The sequence below is a fragment of the Streptomyces sp. JLBG701 genome, from assembly GCF_058544905.1.
The window spans coordinates 3,060,592-3,078,697 of record NZ_CM178588.1 but is presented as its reverse complement, the minus strand read 5'-3'; the positions used below and the strand labels follow the sequence as shown (position 1 = coordinate 3,078,697).

Genomic DNA, 18,106 nt, shown 5'->3' with positions numbered 1-18,106 from the left:
AGCCGACCGACCCGTTACCCTCGTCCTCAGTCAGGCACCTAGGTTGAGGGACTCACGTGGCAGAGGCGGAGCGCATCATCGGTACGCCGGACATCCCCGAGGGGGCGAAGGCCGACCAGGAGGGTACGGCCGAGCGGCCCAGGGGCAAGCGCCGGGTCGCCGTCCTGTTCGTGGTCGCGGCGATCGCGTACGCCCTCGACCTGGTCAGCAAGATGGTCGTGGTCGCCAAGCTGGAGCACCACGACCCGATCCAGATCATCGGTGACTGGCTGGAGTTCAACGCGATCCGGAACCCGGGTGCGGCCTTCGGCTTCGGACAGGCTTTCACGATCATCTTCACGGTGATCGCGGCGGCCGTGATCGTGGTCATCGTCCGCCTGGCGCGCAAGCTCTACAGCGTCCCGTGGGCGATCGCGCTCGGGCTGCTGCTCGGCGGTGCGCTCGGCAACCTCACCGACCGGATCTTCCGCTCGCCGGGGATCTTCCAGGGCGAGGTCGTCGACTTCATCGCGCCCAAGCACTTCGCGGTCTTCAACCTCGCCGACTCGGCGATCGTGTGCGGCGGCATCCTGATCGTGCTGCTGTCGTTCCGGGGGCTCGACCCGGACGGCACCGTCCACAAGGACTGAGCCGGGGCGTGATCCACCGGCTCTGGTCGGGGCTGTCGGACCCGTCCGGCATACTCGACGGGTGAGCACCGTTCCCGAGATCCGCAACCTGCCCGTGCCCGACGGCCTGGAGGGCGAGCGCGTCGACGCCGCCATCTCCCGCATGTTCGGCTTCTCCCGTACGAAGGCCGCCGAGCTGGCCGCCGCGGGGAAGGTCACGGTCGACGGCTCGGTGGTCGGCAAGTCCGAGCGGGTGCACGGCGGGGCCTGGCTGGAAGTCGAGATGCCGCAGGCGCCCGCGCCGGTGCAGATCGTCGCCGAGCCGGTCGAGGGCATGGAGATCGTGCACGACGACGACGACATCGTCGTGATCGTCAAGCCGGTCGGTGTGGCCGCCCACCCGAGCCCCGGCTGGAGCGGTACGACGGTGATCGGCGGGCTCGCGGCGGCCGGGTACCGGATCTCGACCTCGGGTGCCGCGGAGCGCCAGGGCATCGTGCACCGGCTGGATGTCGGCACCTCCGGGCTGATGGTCGTGGCCAAGTCGGAGCGTGCCTACACCTCGCTGAAGCGCCAGTTCAAGGAGCGCACCGTCGACAAGCGCTACAACGCGCTGGTCCAGGGACACCCGGACCCGATGAGCGGCACCATCGACGCGCCCATCGGACGGCACCCGAACCACGACTACAAGTGGGCGGTGACGGCCGAGGGCAAGCCGTCCGTCACGCACTACGACCTGATTGAGGCGTTCCGCGCGGCCTCGCTGCTCGACATCAAGCTGGAGACCGGGCGCACCCACCAGATCCGCGTCCACATGGCGGCCCACCGGCACCCCTGCGTGGGCGACCTGACGTACGGCGCCGATCCCACACTCGCCAAGCGGCTCGGACTCACCCGGCAGTGGCTGCACGCCGTGCGGCTCGGCTTCGAGCACCCCGGTGACGGGCAGTGGGTGGAGTTCGAGAGCGACTACCCCGAGGACCTCCAGCAGGCGCTGGACAAGGTGCGGGAGGAAAGCTACGCATGAGCCCCTCCTACGTGCTGCGGGTCGCCGAGGACGCCGCCGACCGCGAGGCGTGCTTCGCGGTGCGCAAGGAGGTCTTCGTCGTCGAGCAGGGCGTCTCCGAGGACATCGAGTACGACGCCTACGACCCCGACGCCCTGCATGTGCTGGCGGTACGGGACGACGGGGTGCCCCTGGGAACCGGGCGGCTGCTGTACGGGCCGGCGGCCGCGGCGAAGACCGGCGGTGACCTCGCCGTCGGGTCCCTCGGGCGGCTCGCCGTGACGCGGGAGGCGCGCGGGCTCGGCGTCGGCGTCGCGCTGGTGCGGGCGATCGAGGACGCGGCACGCACGCGTGGGCTCGCCGCGGTGGATCTGCACGCGCAGACGCATGCGCTGGGGTTCTACGAGCGGCTGGGGTACGAGGCGTACGGGCCGGAGTTCCAGGACGCCGGGATCCCGCACCGGGCGATGCGGCGCGCTCTGTAGCCGAGAGCTTCGAACGGGCTGGTGAGATGCGTGACATGGCAGGCTTGAGATCCGCTGTGTGAACGCCTAGATCTCACCGGAGCGCTGACCGTGGATCAGTTGGCCCTGTTGTTCGTGCTGTTGGTCGGGGCCGTGCTCAGTGTCCCGGTGGGGGACCGGCTGGGGCTGCCGGCGCCGGTGCTGATGACGCTCCTCGGGATCGTCCTCGCGGTGCTCGACTTCGTGCCGAACGTCGACATCCCCCCGGATCTGATCCTGCCCCTGCTGCTGCCACCCCTGCTGTACGCGGCCGTACGACGCACCTCCTGGCGGCAGTTCACGGCCAATCTGCGGCCGATCTTCCTGCTCGCCGTGGCGCTGGTGTTCGTCACGACCGTGTGCGTGGCCGTCGTCGCGAACGCGATCGTGCCCGGGCTGCCCGTCGCCGCAGCCGTCGCGCTAGGTGCGCTGGTCGCGCCGCCCGATCCGGTCGCCGCGACCGCCGTGGCCGGCCAACTGGGGCTGCCGCGGCGGCTGGTGTCCATTCTGGCGGGCGAGGGGCTGTTCAACGACGTGACGGCCATCGTGCTGTATAACGTCGCGATCGCCGCCGTGGTGACCGGGAGCTTCTCGCCGTGGAGTGCCGGGTTCGATCTGGTGCTGTCCGCGGTGGTCGCGGTCGTCGTGGGGATCGTGCTGGGGTGGGGCGCCAACAAGCTGATGGATCTGCTCGGGGACGCGACCCTGCAGATCGGGCTGACGCTGCTGGTGCCGTTCGCCTCGTACGTCCTGGCCGAGCAGTTGCACGGATCCGGGGTGCTCGCGGTGCTCACCACCGCGTTGTTCCTCGCCGAGTACGCCACCGACGCCGACGACGTGCTGACCCGGCTGGCCGGGCACACGTTCTGGGACATCGTCGACACGCTGGTCACGGGGGTGGCGTTCGGGCTGATCGGCCTTGAGCTGCACAACGCGATCCGTACGGCGTCCGGGCGGTGGGGCGAGATGCTCGGGTGGGCCGGGGCGGTCGTGGGGGTGGTGGTGTTCGTACGGCTCGCTTGGCTGCTGCCTGCCACCTGGCTCACCAAACGGTTGCATGCCCGGCGGGACTACGACGAGGACATTCCGACCAGTTGGCGGGAGACCGTCGTCATGTGGTGGTCGGGGATGCGGGGGGTGGCCTCGGTGGCGCTGGCGTTGGCCGTGCCGTTGAAGACCGATGACGGGTCGGCGTTTCCGGACCGGGACGAGATCGTGTTCATCGCGTTCGGGGTCATCATGGCGACGCTCGTGTTGCAGGGGCTGACGTTGCCTTGGCTGGTGAAACGGTTGGGGGTGCGGGCCGATACGGAGCGGGAGGAGGCGTTCGAGAGGGAGCTTGCCGTTCGGGCGGCCAAGGCTGCGAAGAGGCGGCTGAAGGAGATCGAGGCCGTGGAGGAGTTGCCGGAGGAGTTGTCCGAGCAGATGTTGCGGCGTGCCTATGACATCGGGGCGCGGATCAATCCGGGGGTGGGGGGTGAGGAGCGGCGGGCGGCGCAGGAGCAGCGGGTGCGGCGGCTTAAGCGGGTTCGGCGGATTCAGGGGGAGATGTTGAGCGCGGCTCGGCATGAGGTGTTGGCGGCGCGGAGTGAAGCGGGGGCGGATCCGGAGGTGGTGGATCGGGTGCTTCGGCATTTGGACGTGCGTAGTTTGCGGTGACGGGTCGGTGGGGGTGCGCGTTGCAGATGTCTCCCACCCGCGCACCACCCGTTTCCAGTTGGATGGAGAGGGGGCGTCTCCCGTGGGGGTTCTCGTCGTTGGCGGCTGACCCTGAGTGGGGCGCCGCCTTAGCCTCGGCCCGTTCTCGGCGTTTCGTGTGCTCGGCGCCTTGTCACCTCGCCGTCCGGGGGCGTGCGGCCCGGGGGGAGGGTCGCGTCCGCCGTGTTCACACGGGGGAGTGCGTACGGGTGTGTCTCCGTCAGCCAGCGGATCATTCGCTCGCGGACCGTTACGCGTACCTTCCAGATGTCGTCCGCGTCCTTCGCGGTCACCAGGGCCCGTACCTCGATGGTGCTCGCGGTGGCGTCCGTGACCGACAGGTCGCAGGCTCGGCCGTCCCAGGCCTCGCAGTCGCGCAGGATGTCGCGGAGCCTTACGCGCATCGCCTCGATCGGTGCCGAGTGGTCGAGCTGCCAGTAGACGATGCCGGTCATCTGGGCGCCGCCGCGCGACCAGTTCTCGAAGGGCTTGGACGTGAAGTACGAGACGGGCATCGTGATGCGGCGCTCGTCCCAGGTACGGACCGTCAGGAAGGTGAGGGTGATCTCGTCGACTGTGCCCCACTCGCCGTCCACCACCACCGTGTCACCGATGCGCACCATGTCGCCGAAGGCGATCTGCAGCCCGGCGAACATGTTGCTGAGCGTGGACTGGGCGGCGACGCCGGCGACGATGCCCAGGATGCCGGCCGAGGCCAGCAGCGAGGCGCCGGCCGCCCGCATCGCCGGGAACGTCAGCAGCATCGCGGCGGCGGCCATCACACCGACGATCGCCGCCACCACCCGCGTGATCAGCGACACCTGGGTACGGACGCGGCGGACCCGGGCCGGATCGGGGTGCACGCGCGCGTAGCGGGTGTAGGAGGTCTCGACGATCGCCGCCGCGATCCGGACCACCAGCCAGGCGGCCGACCCGATCAGGATCAGCGTGAGGGCCTGTCCGAGTCCGATCCGGTAGTCCTGCAGCAGTTTCGCCGTGTCGTACGAGCCTCTGAGCATGGCCGCGAACAGGACCAGCTGGTACGGGACTCGGGCGCGGCGCAGCAGACCCCACAGCGGGTTCTCGTTGTCCCGGCTGTCGGCCTTGCGCAGCAGACGGTCCGTGGCCCAGCCGATGAGCAGCGTGAGCACGACTGAGCCGCCCACGACGATCAGCGGTCGGAGTATGTTCTCCATCTCCATGCCCCGAACCTAACCGGCCGAAGGGGGTCCTGAACATGCGGCCCCGGTATGGAGCCGCGCGGGCGTTGTCGTACCCGGCTGGCACCATGGGCTCATGAACATCATGCTCTTTCACTCGACTTATGGCCTCAGGCCGGCGGTGCGCCAAGCCACGGACCGGCTTCGTGCCGCCGGGCACGAGGTGTGGACGCCGGACCTCTTCGAGGGGCGTACGTTCGAGACGGTCGAGGAGGGCATGGCCTTCAAGGACCAGGTCGGCAAGGACGAGCTGCTCAAGCGGGCCGTGCTGGCCGCCGCGCCGTATTCCGAGCGGGGGTTGGTGTACGCCGGGTTCTCCTTCGGAGCCGCGACCGCGCAGACCCTCGCGCTCGGCGACGAGAAGGCCCGCGGGCTGCTCCTGCTGCACGGCACGTCGGACATCGCGGAGAGCGCCTCGGTGGACGAACTGCCGGTCCAGCTGCACGTGGCGGAGCCGGACCCGTTCGAGACCGACGACTGGCTGGGCGCCTGGTATCTCCAGATGGGCAAGGCCGGGGCGGACGTGGAGATCTACAGATACGCCGGGGCCGGCCACCTGTACACCGACCCGGACCTGCCGGACTACGACGAGGAGGCCGCCGAGGCCACCTGGCGGGTGGCGCTCGGCTTCCTCGACAGTCTGTAGGGCCGGTCGATGAGCGGCGGCTACACGGGGTCGTACGTCCGCTCGACGGTCTGGGTGCCGGTGCGGGTGCGGTACGAACGCCACCAGGTCGAGGTCGCGTTCGCCTTCGTGCGGTCGGACAGGACGTAGTAGTCCATCTGTGCGCGGGCGGCGGTGATGTCCAGGACGCCGTAGCCGTGGCGGTCGGTGTCGACCCAGTGGACGTGCCGGTTGGCGGCGCGGATGATCGGCGAGGCGATCGCGGTGAGGGTGCCCTCGGGGAAGCCCGCGAGGTCGTCGAGGTTGTCCGAGGTGACCGACGTGACGACGAACTCCGTGGCGGCCGAGGCGGACAGCGGGTAGGTGCCGGCGTCCACGGGCACGTCGTTGGCCCACGCCATGTGGATGTCGCCGGTGAGGAAGACCGTGTTGCGGATGGCGTTCGAGCGCAGGTGGGCGAGGAGTTCGCGGCGGTCGTCCGTGTAGCCGTCCCACTGGTCGGTGTTGAGGGCCAGGCCCTCCTGCGGCAGACCCAGCAGCTTGGCGAGCGGCTTCAGCAGGTCCGCCGAGAGCGAGCCCACCGCGAACGGCGAGATCATCACCGAGTTGCCGACCAGCCGCCAGGTGGTGTCGGACGCCTTGAGTCCCGACTTCAGCCAGTCGAGTTGGGCGCGACCCGTGATCGTACGGTCCGGGTCGTCGACGTCGCCGCTGCCGGTGGAGACCTGCTGCGAGCGGAAGGACCGCAGGTCGAGCAGGGAGAGGTCGGCGAGCTTGCCGAAGCGCAGCCGGCGGTAGGTGGTGCCGGCGATCGCGGTGCGGACCGGCATCCACTCGAAGTACGCCTGCTTCGCGGCCGCCTGGCGCGCGGCCCAGGTGCCCTCGGTCCCCTCGGTGTGGTTCTCGGCGCCGCCGGACCAGGTGTCGTTGGCGAACTCGTGGTCGTCCCAGATCGCGACGACGGGAGCCGTCGCGTGCAGGGACTGCAGGTCCGGGTCGGTCTTGTACTTGCCGTGCCGGGTGCGGTAGTCGGCGAGCGTGAGGATCTCGTGGGTCGGCGCGTGCTGTCGTACGACCGTGTTCCGCGTCCCGTACTCGCCGGTGCCGTACTCGTAGATGTAGTCGCCGAGGTGCAGCCAGGCGTCCAGGTCGCCGCGGGCCGCGAGATGACGGTACGAGGAGAAGTAGCCGGCCTCCCAGTTGGCGCAGGAGACCACGCCGAAGCGCAGGCCCGACACGGCCGCGTCGGTGGCGGGCGCGGTGCGGGTGCGGGCGGCGGGGGAGTCGGTGCCGCCGGCGGAGAAGCGGAACCAGTAGTCGGTGGCAGGCTCCAGGCCGCGGATGTCCGCCTTGACGGTGTGGTCGGAGGCGGCGGTCGCCGTGAGGGAGCCCTTGGCGACGACGGTGCCGAACGTCTTGTCCTTGGCGACGGTCCAGCTGACCTCGGTATTCGGGCCGAGCCCGGAACCGGGCACCGCCTCGGCGGTGGGCGTCACGCGGGTCCACAGCAGGATGCCGTCCGGCAGCGGGTCGCCGGAGGCGACACCGTGCAGGAAGGCGGGCGCCTCGGCGGCGCGGGCCGGTATCGCGGCGACGAGCGGGCCGGCCAGAACGGCGGTGGCGGCCGCGGCTTTGACGACCGTACGGCGGTGCGGTGTGCGCCAGTTGGCGCTCGCGGGTGCTTTGAAGTCACTGGTCACGAGCGCTTAGGTTACTGACCAGTATGACCAAGAGCGGGCGAACGCGTAAAAGTTCGCCCGCTCTTTGGTGTGCCGTTGCCTGAGGCCGCGGGCCGCTCGCGCCGTGCGGGGGAGCGCGTCCGGCCCGGTGCGCTCCCCCTCCTGGAACTGAAGGGGAATGCGGCAGCCTGTCAGGCCTTGAGCGCCGCCTCGATCGCCGTGTTGAAGTCGGCCACCGTCATCGGCGCGTTCTCGCTGTTCGGGGCGGTGAGTGCCTTCCCGTCCATCTTCAGCGTCGGCGTGCCGGTGACACCGCTGTCGTCGAACGTCGCGGACATCTCCAGCGCCCACTTGTCGTAGGTGCCGTTCTTCACGGCGTTCTGGAACTTGGCGTTGTCCTTGAGGGCGTCGACCGTGTCCGCCACCTTGATCAGGTAGGAGTCGTCCTTGAACTTGTCGTCCGACTCCTCCGGGTGCCACTTCGTCGAGTACAGCGCGGTCTTGTACTCAAGGAAGGCCTCGGGGCTGACGTTCAGGGCGGCGCCCAGCGCGCTCAGCGCGTTCTTGGAGCCCTCGCCGCTGAGGCTGTTGTCGAGGAACGTGGCACCGACGTACTGGATCTTGAACTTGCCTGCGTCGAGGTCCTTCTTCACGGTCGCGCCGACGGTCTGCTCGAACGAGGCGCAGATCGGGCAGCGCGGGTCCTCGTACATCACCAGGGTCTTCTTGGCGCTGCTCTCGCCGACGACGACCGTGGTGCCGTTCTTGCCGGTCGTGTTGGCCGGCTTGACGAGCTTGTCGTCCTTCGCGGCCTCCCAGTAGCTGGGCTTGTTGCCCTGGACGACCGCGTAGCTGATGCCGCCGGCTATCGCGAGGACGCCGACTATGGAGGCGGCGACGATGACCTGCCGCTTGACCTTGTTGCGCTTGGCCTGGCGCTCGCGCTCCTGACGCAGCCGCTCACGGGCGGCGGTCTTCGCGGCCTGGCTGTTCCGCTTGCTCATGGTGGAGATCTCCATAGGGGATGCGCACACGGTGTGCGCGGAATACGTATGGGGGACTACGGGTGCTCAGTGCTTTTTCGTGGTGGCTTTTCACACGAAGGCGACTGCGCACGGCGGTCCACGCCGGCCCAGGGAGTGCACGAGGAGGCGGTCGCGGGCGGTGGCCGTACGGCGGACCGCGCGCCACGGCGGACGGGCCGCCGGGGCCGGGGCCACCCGCACCGCGGCGACCGCGAGCAGCAGCGGGCGGAAGGTGGTCGCCGCCACCGCCCGCAGCAGCTGGTCCAACGCCCGCTCGCCGCGCCGCAGATAGGCGGCGGCGAGGAGCCCCACGCCGACATGCGCGCCCAGCAGCAGCCAGGCGGTCGCCGGGTCGGCGTGGGCGAGGAGGGCCGATACCCGGTCGGTGCCGGTGCCGGTGACCCGGGCCAGCGGGGTGCCGACCTCGGCGCCGTCCCCGCACAGCACGTCGAAACCGACGGAGCGCAGCGGGCCCGTGACCGGGCCGCCCGCGGCGCCGTAGCAGACGTGCTGGCCCGTGGTGAACACCGTGTCGGCGGCCAGTTCCAGCGGGATGAGAAGGGCGGCGATACGGCCGAAGCCGCGCTCCTTGCCCGCCAGGGCGAAGGCGACGACGAACACGCCGGCGGCGACCGCGGCCACCGTGTTGAGCGGGAGCGGGACCCGGGACAGCAGTACGTGCGACGCGGTGCTGAGCGTCACGACCAGTGCCGTGAACAGCGCCGCGCGCACGGCTCTGAGCTGGGTCCCGGATATGTCCATAGCGGGGAGAGTGTGTCATGGACTCCTGTAGGAGACCCCTAAAGGATCCCTGTGAGTGCCCCGACGGTTACAGACCCGGAATCCGGCCGTTGCGGAAGAGGTCGACGAAGATCTGGTGGTCGGCACGCGCGCGTGTGCCGTAGCTGTGCGCGAAGTCGACCAGCAGGTCCGCGAAGCTGTCCTCATCGGCAGCCAGCGCCGCGTCGATGGCCCGCTCCGTGGAGAAGGGCACCAGGGACTCGCCGGACTGGTCGTCCGCCGCCGAGTGCATCGTGGCGGTGGCCCGGCCCAGGTCGGCGACCACGGCCGCGATCTCCTCCGGGTCGTCGATGTCGCCCCAGTCCAGATCGACCGCGTACGGCGACACCTCGGCGACCAGCTGGCCGATACCACCCAGCTCGGTCCAGCCCAGCCACGGGTCGGCATGGGCCTGCAGGGCGCGCTGGGAGATCACCGTGCGGTGGCCCTCGTGCTGGAAGTAGTCGCGGATCGCCGAGTCGGTGATGTGCCGGGAGACGGCCGGGGTCTGGGCCTGCTTGATGTAGATCACGACGTCGTTCTCCAGGGCGTCGGTGGCGCCCTCCAGGAGGATGTTGTACGACGGCAGACCGGCCGAACCGATGCCGATGCCACGGCGGCCGACGACATCCTTCACCCGGTAGGAGTCGGGGCGGGCCAGGGACGACTCCGGCAGCGTCTCCAGGTAGCCGTCGAAGGCCGCGAGCACCTTGTAGCGCGTGGCCGCGTCCAGCTCGATGGAGCCGCCGCCGGGCGCGAAGCGGCGCTCGAAGTCACGGATCTCGGTCATCGAGTCGAGCAGCCCGAAGCGGGTCAGCGAGCGGGCGTCCCGCAGCGCGTCCAGGAGCGGGCCCTCGGCGGTGTCCAGGGTGAACGGGGGCACCTCGTCGCGCTTGGCGCCGGTGGCCAGGGCGTGGATCCGCTCGCGATACGCCCCCGCGTACACCTTCACCAGCTCGGCGATCTGCTCGTCGCTGAGCGCCTTCGCGTACCCGATGAGGGCGATCGAGGCGGAGAAGCGCTTGAGGTCCCAGGTGAAGGGGCCGACGTACGCCTCGTCGAAGTCGTTGACGTTGAAGATCAGCCGGCCCGTGGAGTCCATGTACGTGCCGAAGTTCTCCGCGTGCAGGTCGCCGTGGATCCACACGCGCGAGGTGCGCTCGTCAAGGAACGGGCCGCCCCGCTTCTCCGCGTCGAGGTCGTGGTAGAAGAGGCACGCCGTGCCCCGGTAGAAGGCGAACGCCGAAGCCGCCATCTTGCGGAACTTCACGCGGAACGCGGCCGGGTCGGCGGCCAGGAGCTCGCCGAAGGCGGTGTCGAAGACGGCGAGGATCTCCTCGCCGCGCTGCTCGCCGTTGAGCTGGGGTACCGACATCGCTGGGTGCCTCCTGGTGCGGGTGGTGCGTGACGTGTGGTGCGGATGTGCCGTCTTCCCCGGACGGCTGTCCGTCTTCTTGCAACGCTCGAAGGTACCCGGGAGTGCCCGCCGACTGTCAGTGCCGAGGCATAGGATTCGGAGCTGTCCCCCCAGACTGTCCGCAGCCTGTCGCCGAGTGCCCACCCGTCACCCGACCACCGCCCCTCAACGAGGCGCTTCGCGCCGCTGCACTGCCCCATGGAGGCCACGCCGTGTCAAAGCCGCCGTTCACGCACCTGCACGTCCACACCCAGTACTCGCTGCTGGACGGTGCCGCGCGGCTCAAGGACATGTTCAACGCGTGCAACGAGATGGGCATGACCCATATCGCGATGTCCGACCACGGCAACCTGCACGGGGCGTACGACTTCTTCCACTCCGCCAAGAAGGCGGGCGTGACGCCGATCATCGGCATCGAGGCGTACGTCGCTCCGGAGTCCCGGCGCAACAAGCGCAAGATCCAGTGGGGCCAGCCGCATCAGAAGCGGGACGACGTCTCCGGTTCGGGTGGCTACACCCACAAGACGATCTGGGCGGCCAACGCGACGGGCCTGCACAACCTCTTCCGGCTCTCCTCGGACGCGTACGCCGAGGGCTGGCTGCAGAAGTGGCCCCGGATGGACAAGGAGACCATCTCCCAGTGGTCCGAGGGGCTCATCGCCTCCACCGGCTGCCCCTCCGGCGAACTCCAGACCCGGCTGCGCCTCGGCCAGTACGACGAGGCCCTCAAGGCGGCCTCCGAGTACCAGGACATCTTCGGCAAGGACCGCTACTTCCTGGAGCTGATGGACCACGGTATCGAGATCGAGCGCCGGGTCCGCGACGGCCTTCTCGACATCGGCCGGAAGCTCGGCATCCCGCCCCTGGTGACGAACGACTCGCACTACACGTACGCGCACGAGGCGACCGCCCACGACGCCCTGCTGTGCATCCAGACCGGCAAGAACCTCTCCGACCCGGACCGCTTCAAGTTCGACGGCACCGGCTACTACCTGAAGTCCACGGACGAGATGTACGCCGTCGACTCCTCGGACGCCTGGCAGGAGGGCTGCGCCAACACCCTCCTGGTCGCCGAGCAGATCGACACCTCCGGCATGTTCGAGGCCAAGAACCTCATGCCGAAGTTCGACATCCCCGACGGCTACACCGAGGTCACCTGGTTCAAGGAGGAGGTCCGCCTCGGCATGGACCGCCGCTTCCCCGGCGGCGTCCCCGAGGACCGCCAGAAGCAGGTCGAGTACGAGATGGACGTCATCATCCAGATGGGGTTCCCGGGCTACTTCCTCGTGGTCGCCGACTTCATCATGTGGGCCAAGAAGAACGGCATCGCGGTCGGCCCAGGGCGAGGCTCCGCGGCCGGCTCGATCGTCGCGTACGCCATGGGCATCACCGACCTCGACCCGATCCCGCACGGTCTGATCTTCGAGCGGTTCCTCAACCCCGAGCGCGTCTCCATGCCCGACGTCGACATCGACTTCGACGAGCGTAGGCGCGTCGAAGTGATCAGGTACGTGACGGAGAAATACGGCGCCGACAAGGTCGCCATGATCGGCACCTACGGCAAGATCAAGGCCAAGAACGCGATCAAGGACTCCGCGCGCGTGCTGGGCTACCCGTACGCCATGGGCGACCGCCTCACCAAGGCGATGCCCGCCGACGTCCTTGGCAAGGGCATCGACCTCAACGGCATCACCGACCCCTCGCACCCGCGCTACAGCGAGGCCGGCGAGATCCGCTCGATGTACGAGAACGAACCGGACGTGAAGAAGGTCATCGACACCGCCAAGGGCGTCGAGGGCCTGGTCCGGCAGATGGGTGTGCACGCGGCCGGCGTGATCATGTCCAGCGAGCCCATCGTCGACCACGCCCCGATCTGGGTGCGGCACACGGACGGCGTGACCATCACGCAGTGGGACTACCCGCAGTGCGAGTCGCTCGGCCTGCTGAAGATGGACTTCCTCGGCCTGCGCAACCTGACGATCATGGACGACGCCGTCAAGATGGTGAAGTCCAACAAGGGCATCGACCTCGACCTGCTGGCCCTCCCGCTCGACGATCCGACGACCTTCGAACTCCTCCAGCGTGGCGAGACCCTCGGCGTCTTCCAGTTCGACGGCGGCCCCATGCGCTCGCTGCTGCGCCTGATGAAGCCCGACAACTTCGAAGACATCTCCGCCGTCTCGGCGCTCTACCGTCCCGGCCCGATGGGCATGGACTCGCACACCAACTACGCGCTGCGCAAGAACAAGCTCCAGGAGATCACCCCGATCCACAAGGAGCTGGAGGCGCCCCTCGAAGAGGTCCTGGCCGTCACCTACGGCCTGATCGTCTATCAGGAGCAGGTGCAGAAGGCCGCCCAGATCATCGCCGGGTACTCGCTCGGCGAGGCCGACATCCTGCGCCGCGTGATGGGCAAGAAGAAGCCCGACGAGCTGGCGAAGAACTTCACCATCTTCCAGGCCGGCGCCAAGAACAACGGCTACAGCGACGAGGCCATCCAGGCCCTGTGGGACGTCCTGGTCCCCTTCGCCGGGTACGCGTTCAACAAGGCGCACTCCGCCGCGTACGGCCTGGTCTCGTACTGGACCGCCTATCTGAAGGCGAACCACCCCGCCGAGTACATGGCCGGACTGCTCACCTCGGTCAAGGACGACAAGGACAAGTCGGCCGTCTACCTCAACGAGTGCCGGCGCATGGGCATCAAGGTGCTCCCGCCGAACGTCAACGAGTCGGTGCACAACTTCGCGGCCCAGGGCGACGACGTGATCCTCTTCGGCCTGGAGGCCGTGCGCAACGTCGGTACGAACGTGGTCGAGTCGATCATCCGGTCCCGCAGGGCCAAGGGGAAGTACGCCTCCTTCCCCGACTACCTGGACAAGGTCGAGGCCGCCGCCTGCAACAAGCGCACCACCGAATCGCTGATCAAGGCCGGTGCGTTCGACACCCTGGGGCACACCCGCAAGGGCCTCACCGCGCACTTCGAGCCGATGATCGACAACGTGGTCGCGGTCAAGCGCAAGGAGGCCGAGGGGCAGTTCGACCTCTTCGGCGGCATGGGCGAGGAGGACACCAGCGAGCCCGGCTTCGGACTCGACGTGGAGTTCACGACCGACGAGTGGGACAAGGCCTATCTGCTCGCCCAGGAGCGGGAGATGCTCGGTCTGTACGTCTCCGACCACCCGCTCTTCGGCCTGGAGCACGTGCTGTCCGACAAGGCCGACGCGGGCATCTCCCAGCTCACCGGCGGTGAGCACGCGGACGGCGCGGTCGTCACCATCGGCGGCATCATCTCGGGCCTCCAGCGCAAGATGACCAAGCAGGGCAACGCCTGGGCGATCGCCACCGTCGAGGACCTCGCGGGCTCCATCGAGTGCATGTTCTTCCCGGCGACCTACCAGCTCGTGTCGACCCAACTCGTCGAGGACGCCGTCGTGTTCGTCAAGGGCCGCCTCGACAAGCGCGAGGACGTGCCGCGTCTGGTCGCGATGGAACTCCAGGTCCCGGACCTGTCGAACGCGGGCGCCAACGCGCCCGTGATCCTCACCATCCCGGCGCTCAAGGTCACTCCGCCGATGGTCACGCGCCTCGGTGAGATCCTCAGCCACCACAAGGGCGAGAGCGAGGTGCGGATCAGGCTCCAGGGCCCGCGCAAGACGACGGTCCTGCGGCTCGACAGGCACCGGGTGAAGCCCGACCCCGCGCTGTTCGGCGACCTGAAGGTGCTGCTGGGCCCGGCCTGTCTGGCCGGCTGAGCAACTGACCAACCTGAGTAACTGACGTACATAAGGGGCGCACCTGCCAACAGGTGCGCCCCTTATGTGTGCCTGGGCTCAACAGCCCCCGCGCCCGACTCAGTTGTGGCCGAAGCGCTTCTGGTGCTTACGGGCAACATCCGCCGGGCTGCCCTGGGGCATCGACATCGGCGACTGCTGCGCCTCCGACGAGCTCCGCTGTGCCTGCTCCTGTGCCTGCTCGGCCTGGGAGGAGCGGTTCTGCTGGCTGCCCTGCTTGCGGTTCTTGTTCTTGGCCATGGTGATCTGCCTCCTACGGGGGATCTAGGGGCCAGGGCCGGGACCAGATTCACATAGCCTAACAAAGAACGCATTTCGGATAATTACCGTATGTTACAGGGTTGTCGGAGATCGTTGCCCCGAAACGCCACGCCGAAGATCGAGTTCGGGCCGTTAACCCCCGCGTGGTCGGGCAGACTCGAAGGAAGCCCGAAGCAAACCTCCCGGAAAGAGGGTGGATCGCGTGGACCGCTGCATCGTCCTGGTGGACGCCGGGTATCTGCTGGGGGCCGCCGCGTCTCTCCTCGCCGGAGAGCCATCCCGCTCCCGCATCACCGTCGATCACGCCGCCCTCATCCAGGGCCTGCGTGAACGCGCCGAGCACGACACGGAACGGCCCCTGCTGCGCATCTACTGGTTCGACGGCGCCCCCGACCGCGTCCCGCAGCCCGAGCACCGCAGACTGCGCGTGATGCCCCGCGTCACCGTCCGGCTCGGTGCGCTGACCCGCAGCGACGGACGCTGGGCCCAGAAGGGCGTCGACGCCGCCATGCACGCCGAGCTGACCGAGCTGGCCCGCAACCGCGCCTGCTCCGATGTCGTCCTCGTCACCGGCGACGGCGATCTGCTGCCGGGCATGATGGCGGCCAAGGAGCACGGGGTCGCCGTACACCTGTGGGCCGTGCAGGCCGCTGACGGCGACTACAACCAGTCCGAGGACCTGGTCGCCGAGGCGGACGAGCGGCGCGTCCTGGACCGTACGTGGATCACCAAGGCCGTACGGGCCAAGGACCTCGGCGGGATCTGTGCGCCGCAGCCCGTGCCCCGGCCCGAGATCGCCGCGATCCTCTCCGCGCCGCTGCCGGAGTCCGCGCCGGCCCCTGCGGCCGAGCGGCCCGCCGACGAGGGGGAGCACGCGGCGGTCGCCGGCTCCGAGAACGGCACGCAGGAGCGGGTGCCCGCGCCCAAGGGCGTACCCACCCCCAAGGACCTGGCCGCGCTGCGCGCCCCCGGTGTCCCGGCCGCGCAGCCCGCGAGCGCGACCCTGCGCTGGTCGTCCGACAAGGGCTGGGTCGACCGGCCCGGCGTGGCCGCCGAACCTCCGGACGTCGCGTCGATGCCGACGCTGGCGCAGGTGACGACGGCCGAGCAGCGGTGGGCCGACCGGGAGGAGGACATCACCACGGTCGGCGGGGACCCCTACGAGGTGGGGCAGGTCTTCGCGCGCCGGTGGATGGAGCGGCTGGGCGAGCAGACCCACCTCCAGAAGCTGTCCGGCATGTACCCGCGCATCCCGCACCGCATCGACGGCGAGCTGCTGCGCTACGCGGCCCGCTTCGGGCTGCTGGCCCACAAGGACGACCAGATCGACGAACACGACCGGTACGCCATCCGGGCCGGGTTCTGGCGGGAGATCGACGTACGGACGGCGGCGGAGCACGCGCCGGTCGGCGAGTAGGGCCTGTCTTTCGGATCAGGTCGCTTCGATGCCCGGTGCCTCGCGACCCAGGCGTGATCCGAAAGACAAACCCTCGGCCGGTTGGGGTGGGTTTGAGCGCCCCCGGGAGCGGCCTGGGGTTCGCGACCCCGTAGTCTCGTCCCTTGTGAGTACGCGCGTGGCACCGGCACTTCGACGTAGTGGTGATGTCGTGTGCGCGGTGCGCGGGCTGACCAAGACCTATCCGGCGACCCGGGGCCGGCGCGGTACCCCCGCGACACCCGAGGTCAGGGCCACCGACGACGTGTGCCTGGACATCCGGCGCGGTGAGATCTTCGGGCTGCTCGGGCCGAACGGGGCCGGCAAGACCACCCTCGTGCGGCAGCTGACCGGGCTGATGCGGCCGGACGCCGGCAGCGTCGAGATCCTCGGGCACGACATTGTGCGCCACCCGGAGCGGGCCGCGCGGATCCTCGCCTACCTCGGCCAGGAGTCCACCGCCCTCGACGAGCTGACCGTGTCGCTCGCCGCCGAGACGACGGCGCGTCTGCGCGGGCTGGATCTGCGGGCGGCACGGGCCGAGCGGGACGCCGTACTCGACGAACTCGGCCTTACGTCGCTTGCCGGGCGCCCATTGAAGAAACTGTCCGGGGGGCAGCGGCGGCTGGCGTGTGTCGCCTCCGCGCTGGTCGGGGAGCGGTCGCTGCTCGTGCTCGACGAGCCGACCACCGCCATGGACCCCGTTTCACGGCGTGCCGTGTGGTCCGCCGTCGACCGGCGCCGGGCCGAGCGCGGCGCGACCGTCCTGCTCGTCACCCACAACGTCATCGAGGCCGAGACCGTCCTCGACCGGGTCGCCGTCCTCGACCAGGGGCGGGTGATCGCCTGCGACACCCCCGCCGGGCTCAAGGAACAGGTCGCCGGCGAGGTGCGGGTCGACCTGGTGTGGCGGGAGCGGGCGCCGCTGGAGGTGCCCGAGGTCGCCGCGCTGCGTGACCGGGCCGTCGAGTCCGGGCGCCGCTGGACGCTGCGGCTCGCGCCCGAGGAGGCCCGCGCGGTCGTCGCCACCGTCACCGGCGGCGCCGCCTTCACCGCCCTCGACGACTTCACGCTCGCCACGCCCAGCCTGGAGGACGTCTATCTGGCGCTGGGCGGGAACGGGCAGGGGCTGGTGAAAGCGTGAGCGCGCGAGCCGTCGTATCCGTATGGGACAGGGTTACCGCTGGAGTCCGCCGCACGAAGGGGAGCAGCTCGACGTGAGTGTCGTGTCCGCCGATGTTCTGCCGGGCGGTGCCCTGGCCGTGGGGGAGGCCGCCGACGGCGCCGCCGAGCTCGGGCCGCCCGCGCGGTTCTGGCCCTGCCTCGCCGCCGTGTACCGGGCACAGCTGTCCCGGGCGCGGGTCGCGCGGATCCCGCTGCTGTTCGTGGCGACCTTCCAGTCGGTCGGGATCATGATCCTGATGCGGGGGGTCGTGGACGGCGGGGGCGAGGCCCGGGCCGTCGTGGCCGGGTCCGCGGTGCTCGTCGTCGCCTACGTCGCGCTGAACCTGCTCGCCCAGTACTTCGGGCAGCTGCGGGCCAGCGGCGGGCTCGACCACTACGCGACCCTGCCGGTGCCGCCCGCGGCCGTCGTGCTCGGGGCGGCGGGCGCGTACGCCTCCTTCACCTTGCCGGGGACCGTCGTGACCGCCGTCACCGGGTGCGTGCTGTTCGGGCTGCCCCTTACGCATCTGTGGGTTCTGATCGCCGTGATCCCGCTCGCCGGAGCCGCGCTCGCCGGGCTCGGCGCCGCGCTGGGGCTGCTCGCGCCGCGGCCCGAACTGGCCACCGTGCTCGGGCAGTTGGGGATGTCGGCGGCGCTGCTGCTGGGCGTGCTGCCGGCTGACCGGATGCCCGAGGCTGTGCGGTTCACCCGGGATCTGCTGCCGTCGACGTACGGTGTCGAGGCCTTCGCCCGGACCTTCGGGCCCAACCCCGACTGGGCCTTCGTGCTCGGTGACCTGGCCGTGTGCGCGGGTGTCGGGGTCGTTTCGCTGGGCGTCGCCACCTGGGCGTACCGCCGGGCGGCCGTCCGGTGACGCGCCGCACAGGCGGGCC

Annotated in this window: 15 protein-coding genes; 9 read left to right on the top strand and 6 right to left on the bottom strand. The window is 69.8% G+C overall.

Annotation, left to right across the window (positions count from 1 at the left end; translation table 11 throughout):
• Positions 1 to 56 precede the first annotated feature (56 nt).
• From lspA to AC5DRG_RS14065, 4 genes are all read left to right on the top strand, one after another.
• Positions 57 to 629, top strand: a complete 573-nt coding sequence (gene lspA, locus AC5DRG_RS14080; protein WP_491810743.1) for a signal peptidase II — start codon at positions 57 to 59, stop codon at positions 627 to 629.
• Between the two features lie 61 nt (positions 630 to 690).
• Positions 691 to 1,635, top strand: coding sequence for an RluA family pseudouridine synthase (locus tag AC5DRG_RS14075; RefSeq protein WP_491810742.1), 945 nt, complete (start codon positions 691 to 693; stop codon positions 1,633 to 1,635).
• On the top strand, positions 1,632 to 2,099 hold the full coding sequence (locus AC5DRG_RS14070) for a GNAT family N-acetyltransferase (RefSeq protein WP_491810740.1): 468 nt from the start codon (positions 1,632 to 1,634) through the stop codon (positions 2,097 to 2,099). Before AC5DRG_RS14075 ends, AC5DRG_RS14070 begins: the two co-directional genes overlap by 4 nt.
• Positions 2,100 to 2,189: 90 nt before the next feature.
• Positions 2,190 to 3,776 (top strand): Na+/H+ antiporter, encoded by a 1,587-nt coding sequence (locus AC5DRG_RS14065; RefSeq protein ID WP_491810739.1) that lies wholly within the window; start codon positions 2,190 to 2,192, stop codon positions 3,774 to 3,776.
• Between the two features lie 128 nt (positions 3,777 to 3,904).
• On the opposite strand, the gene AC5DRG_RS14060 is transcribed toward AC5DRG_RS14065, so the two are convergent.
• Positions 3,905 to 5,011, bottom strand: coding sequence for a mechanosensitive ion channel family protein (locus AC5DRG_RS14060; protein ID WP_491813034.1), 1,107 nt, complete (start codon positions 5,009 to 5,011; stop codon positions 3,905 to 3,907).
• Between the two features lie 100 nt (positions 5,012 to 5,111).
• On the opposite strand from AC5DRG_RS14060, the gene AC5DRG_RS14055 reads away from it, so the two are divergent.
• Complete coding sequence (locus AC5DRG_RS14055) at positions 5,112 to 5,681, top strand: dienelactone hydrolase family protein (RefSeq protein WP_491810737.1); 570 nt, start codon at positions 5,112 to 5,114, stop codon at positions 5,679 to 5,681.
• Between the two features lie 20 nt (positions 5,682 to 5,701).
• Here the strand turns inward: AC5DRG_RS14055 and AC5DRG_RS14050 are convergent, their stop codons facing one another.
• The 4 genes from AC5DRG_RS14050 to AC5DRG_RS14035 form a co-directional block, all read right to left on the bottom strand.
• Entirely contained in the window at positions 5,702 to 7,360 is a 1,659-nt protein-coding gene (locus tag AC5DRG_RS14050) for an alkaline phosphatase D family protein (RefSeq protein ID WP_491810735.1), read from the bottom strand.
• 170 nt (positions 7,361 to 7,530) lie between these two features.
• Positions 7,531 to 8,343, bottom strand: coding sequence for a thioredoxin domain-containing protein (locus AC5DRG_RS14045; protein ID WP_491810733.1), 813 nt, complete (start codon positions 8,341 to 8,343; stop codon positions 7,531 to 7,533).
• Between the two features lie 90 nt (positions 8,344 to 8,433).
• Positions 8,434 to 9,126: a hypothetical protein gene (locus AC5DRG_RS14040; protein WP_491810731.1), complete on the bottom strand. Its 693-nt coding sequence runs from the start codon at positions 9,124 to 9,126 to the stop codon at positions 8,434 to 8,436.
• Positions 9,127 to 9,193: 67 nt separating this feature from the next.
• The gene (locus AC5DRG_RS14035) at positions 9,194 to 10,519 is read right to left on the bottom strand and encodes a DUF2252 domain-containing protein (RefSeq protein WP_491810729.1); all 1,326 of its coding nucleotides are present in this window, start codon (positions 10,517 to 10,519) and stop codon (positions 9,194 to 9,196) included.
• Positions 10,520 to 10,773: 254 nt separating this feature from the next.
• Here AC5DRG_RS14035 and dnaE point away from each other — a divergent pair, with 254 nt between their 5' ends.
• On the top strand, positions 10,774 to 14,313 hold the full coding sequence (dnaE, locus tag AC5DRG_RS14030) for a DNA polymerase III subunit alpha (RefSeq protein WP_491810727.1): 3,540 nt from the start codon (positions 10,774 to 10,776) through the stop codon (positions 14,311 to 14,313).
• 99 nt (positions 14,314 to 14,412) lie between these two features.
• On the opposite strand, the gene AC5DRG_RS14025 is transcribed toward dnaE, so the two are convergent.
• A complete protein-coding gene (locus AC5DRG_RS14025; protein WP_491810725.1) occupies positions 14,413 to 14,592 on the bottom strand; it encodes a hypothetical protein in 180 nt (59 codons plus the stop codon).
• A 223-nt stretch (positions 14,593 to 14,815) separates the two neighbouring features.
• On the opposite strand from AC5DRG_RS14025, the gene AC5DRG_RS14020 reads away from it, so the two are divergent.
• The 3 genes from AC5DRG_RS14020 to AC5DRG_RS14010 all read left to right on the top strand — a co-directional run bounded on the left by AC5DRG_RS14020 (position 14,816) and on the right by AC5DRG_RS14010 (position 18,087).
• Positions 14,816 to 16,030 carry an NYN domain-containing protein gene (locus AC5DRG_RS14020; RefSeq protein WP_491810723.1) on the top strand — a complete coding sequence of 405 codons (1,215 nt, stop codon included), beginning with the start codon at positions 14,816 to 14,818 and terminating at the stop codon, positions 16,028 to 16,030.
• Positions 16,031 to 16,220: 190 nt separating this feature from the next.
• Positions 16,221 to 17,192, top strand: a complete 972-nt coding sequence (locus AC5DRG_RS14015) for an ABC transporter ATP-binding protein (RefSeq protein ID WP_491810721.1) — start codon at positions 16,221 to 16,223, stop codon at positions 17,190 to 17,192.
• A gap of 73 nt (positions 17,193 to 17,265) precedes the next feature.
• Entirely contained in the window at positions 17,266 to 18,087 is an 822-nt protein-coding gene (locus AC5DRG_RS14010; protein WP_491810719.1) for an ABC transporter permease, read from the top strand.
• Positions 18,088 to 18,106: the final 19 nt, after the last annotated feature.

What these genes read in the sequence shown, in the direction of transcription:
- AC5DRG_RS14035 (WP_491810729.1), bottom strand. Translation starts at nt 10,519, where the DNA reads ATGTCGGTACCCCAGCTCAACGGCGAGCAGCGCGGCGAGGAGATCCTC.
- AC5DRG_RS14040 (WP_491810731.1), bottom strand. Translation starts at nt 9,126, where the DNA reads ATGGACATATCCGGGACCCAGCTCAGAGCCGTGCGCGCGGCGCTGTTC.
- AC5DRG_RS14055 (WP_491810737.1), top strand. Translation starts at nt 5,112, where the DNA reads ATGAACATCATGCTCTTTCACTCGACTTATGGCCTCAGGCCGGCGGTG.
- AC5DRG_RS14060 (WP_491813034.1), bottom strand. Translation starts at nt 5,011, where the DNA reads ATGGAGAACATACTCCGACCGCTGATCGTCGTGGGCGGCTCAGTCGTG.
- AC5DRG_RS14070 (WP_491810740.1), top strand. Translation starts at nt 1,632, where the DNA reads ATGAGCCCCTCCTACGTGCTGCGGGTCGCCGAGGACGCCGCCGACCGC.
- AC5DRG_RS14045 (WP_491810733.1), bottom strand. Translation starts at nt 8,343, where the DNA reads ATGAGCAAGCGGAACAGCCAGGCCGCGAAGACCGCCGCCCGTGAGCGG.
- AC5DRG_RS14025 (WP_491810725.1), bottom strand. Translation starts at nt 14,592, where the DNA reads ATGGCCAAGAACAAGAACCGCAAGCAGGGCAGCCAGCAGAACCGCTCC.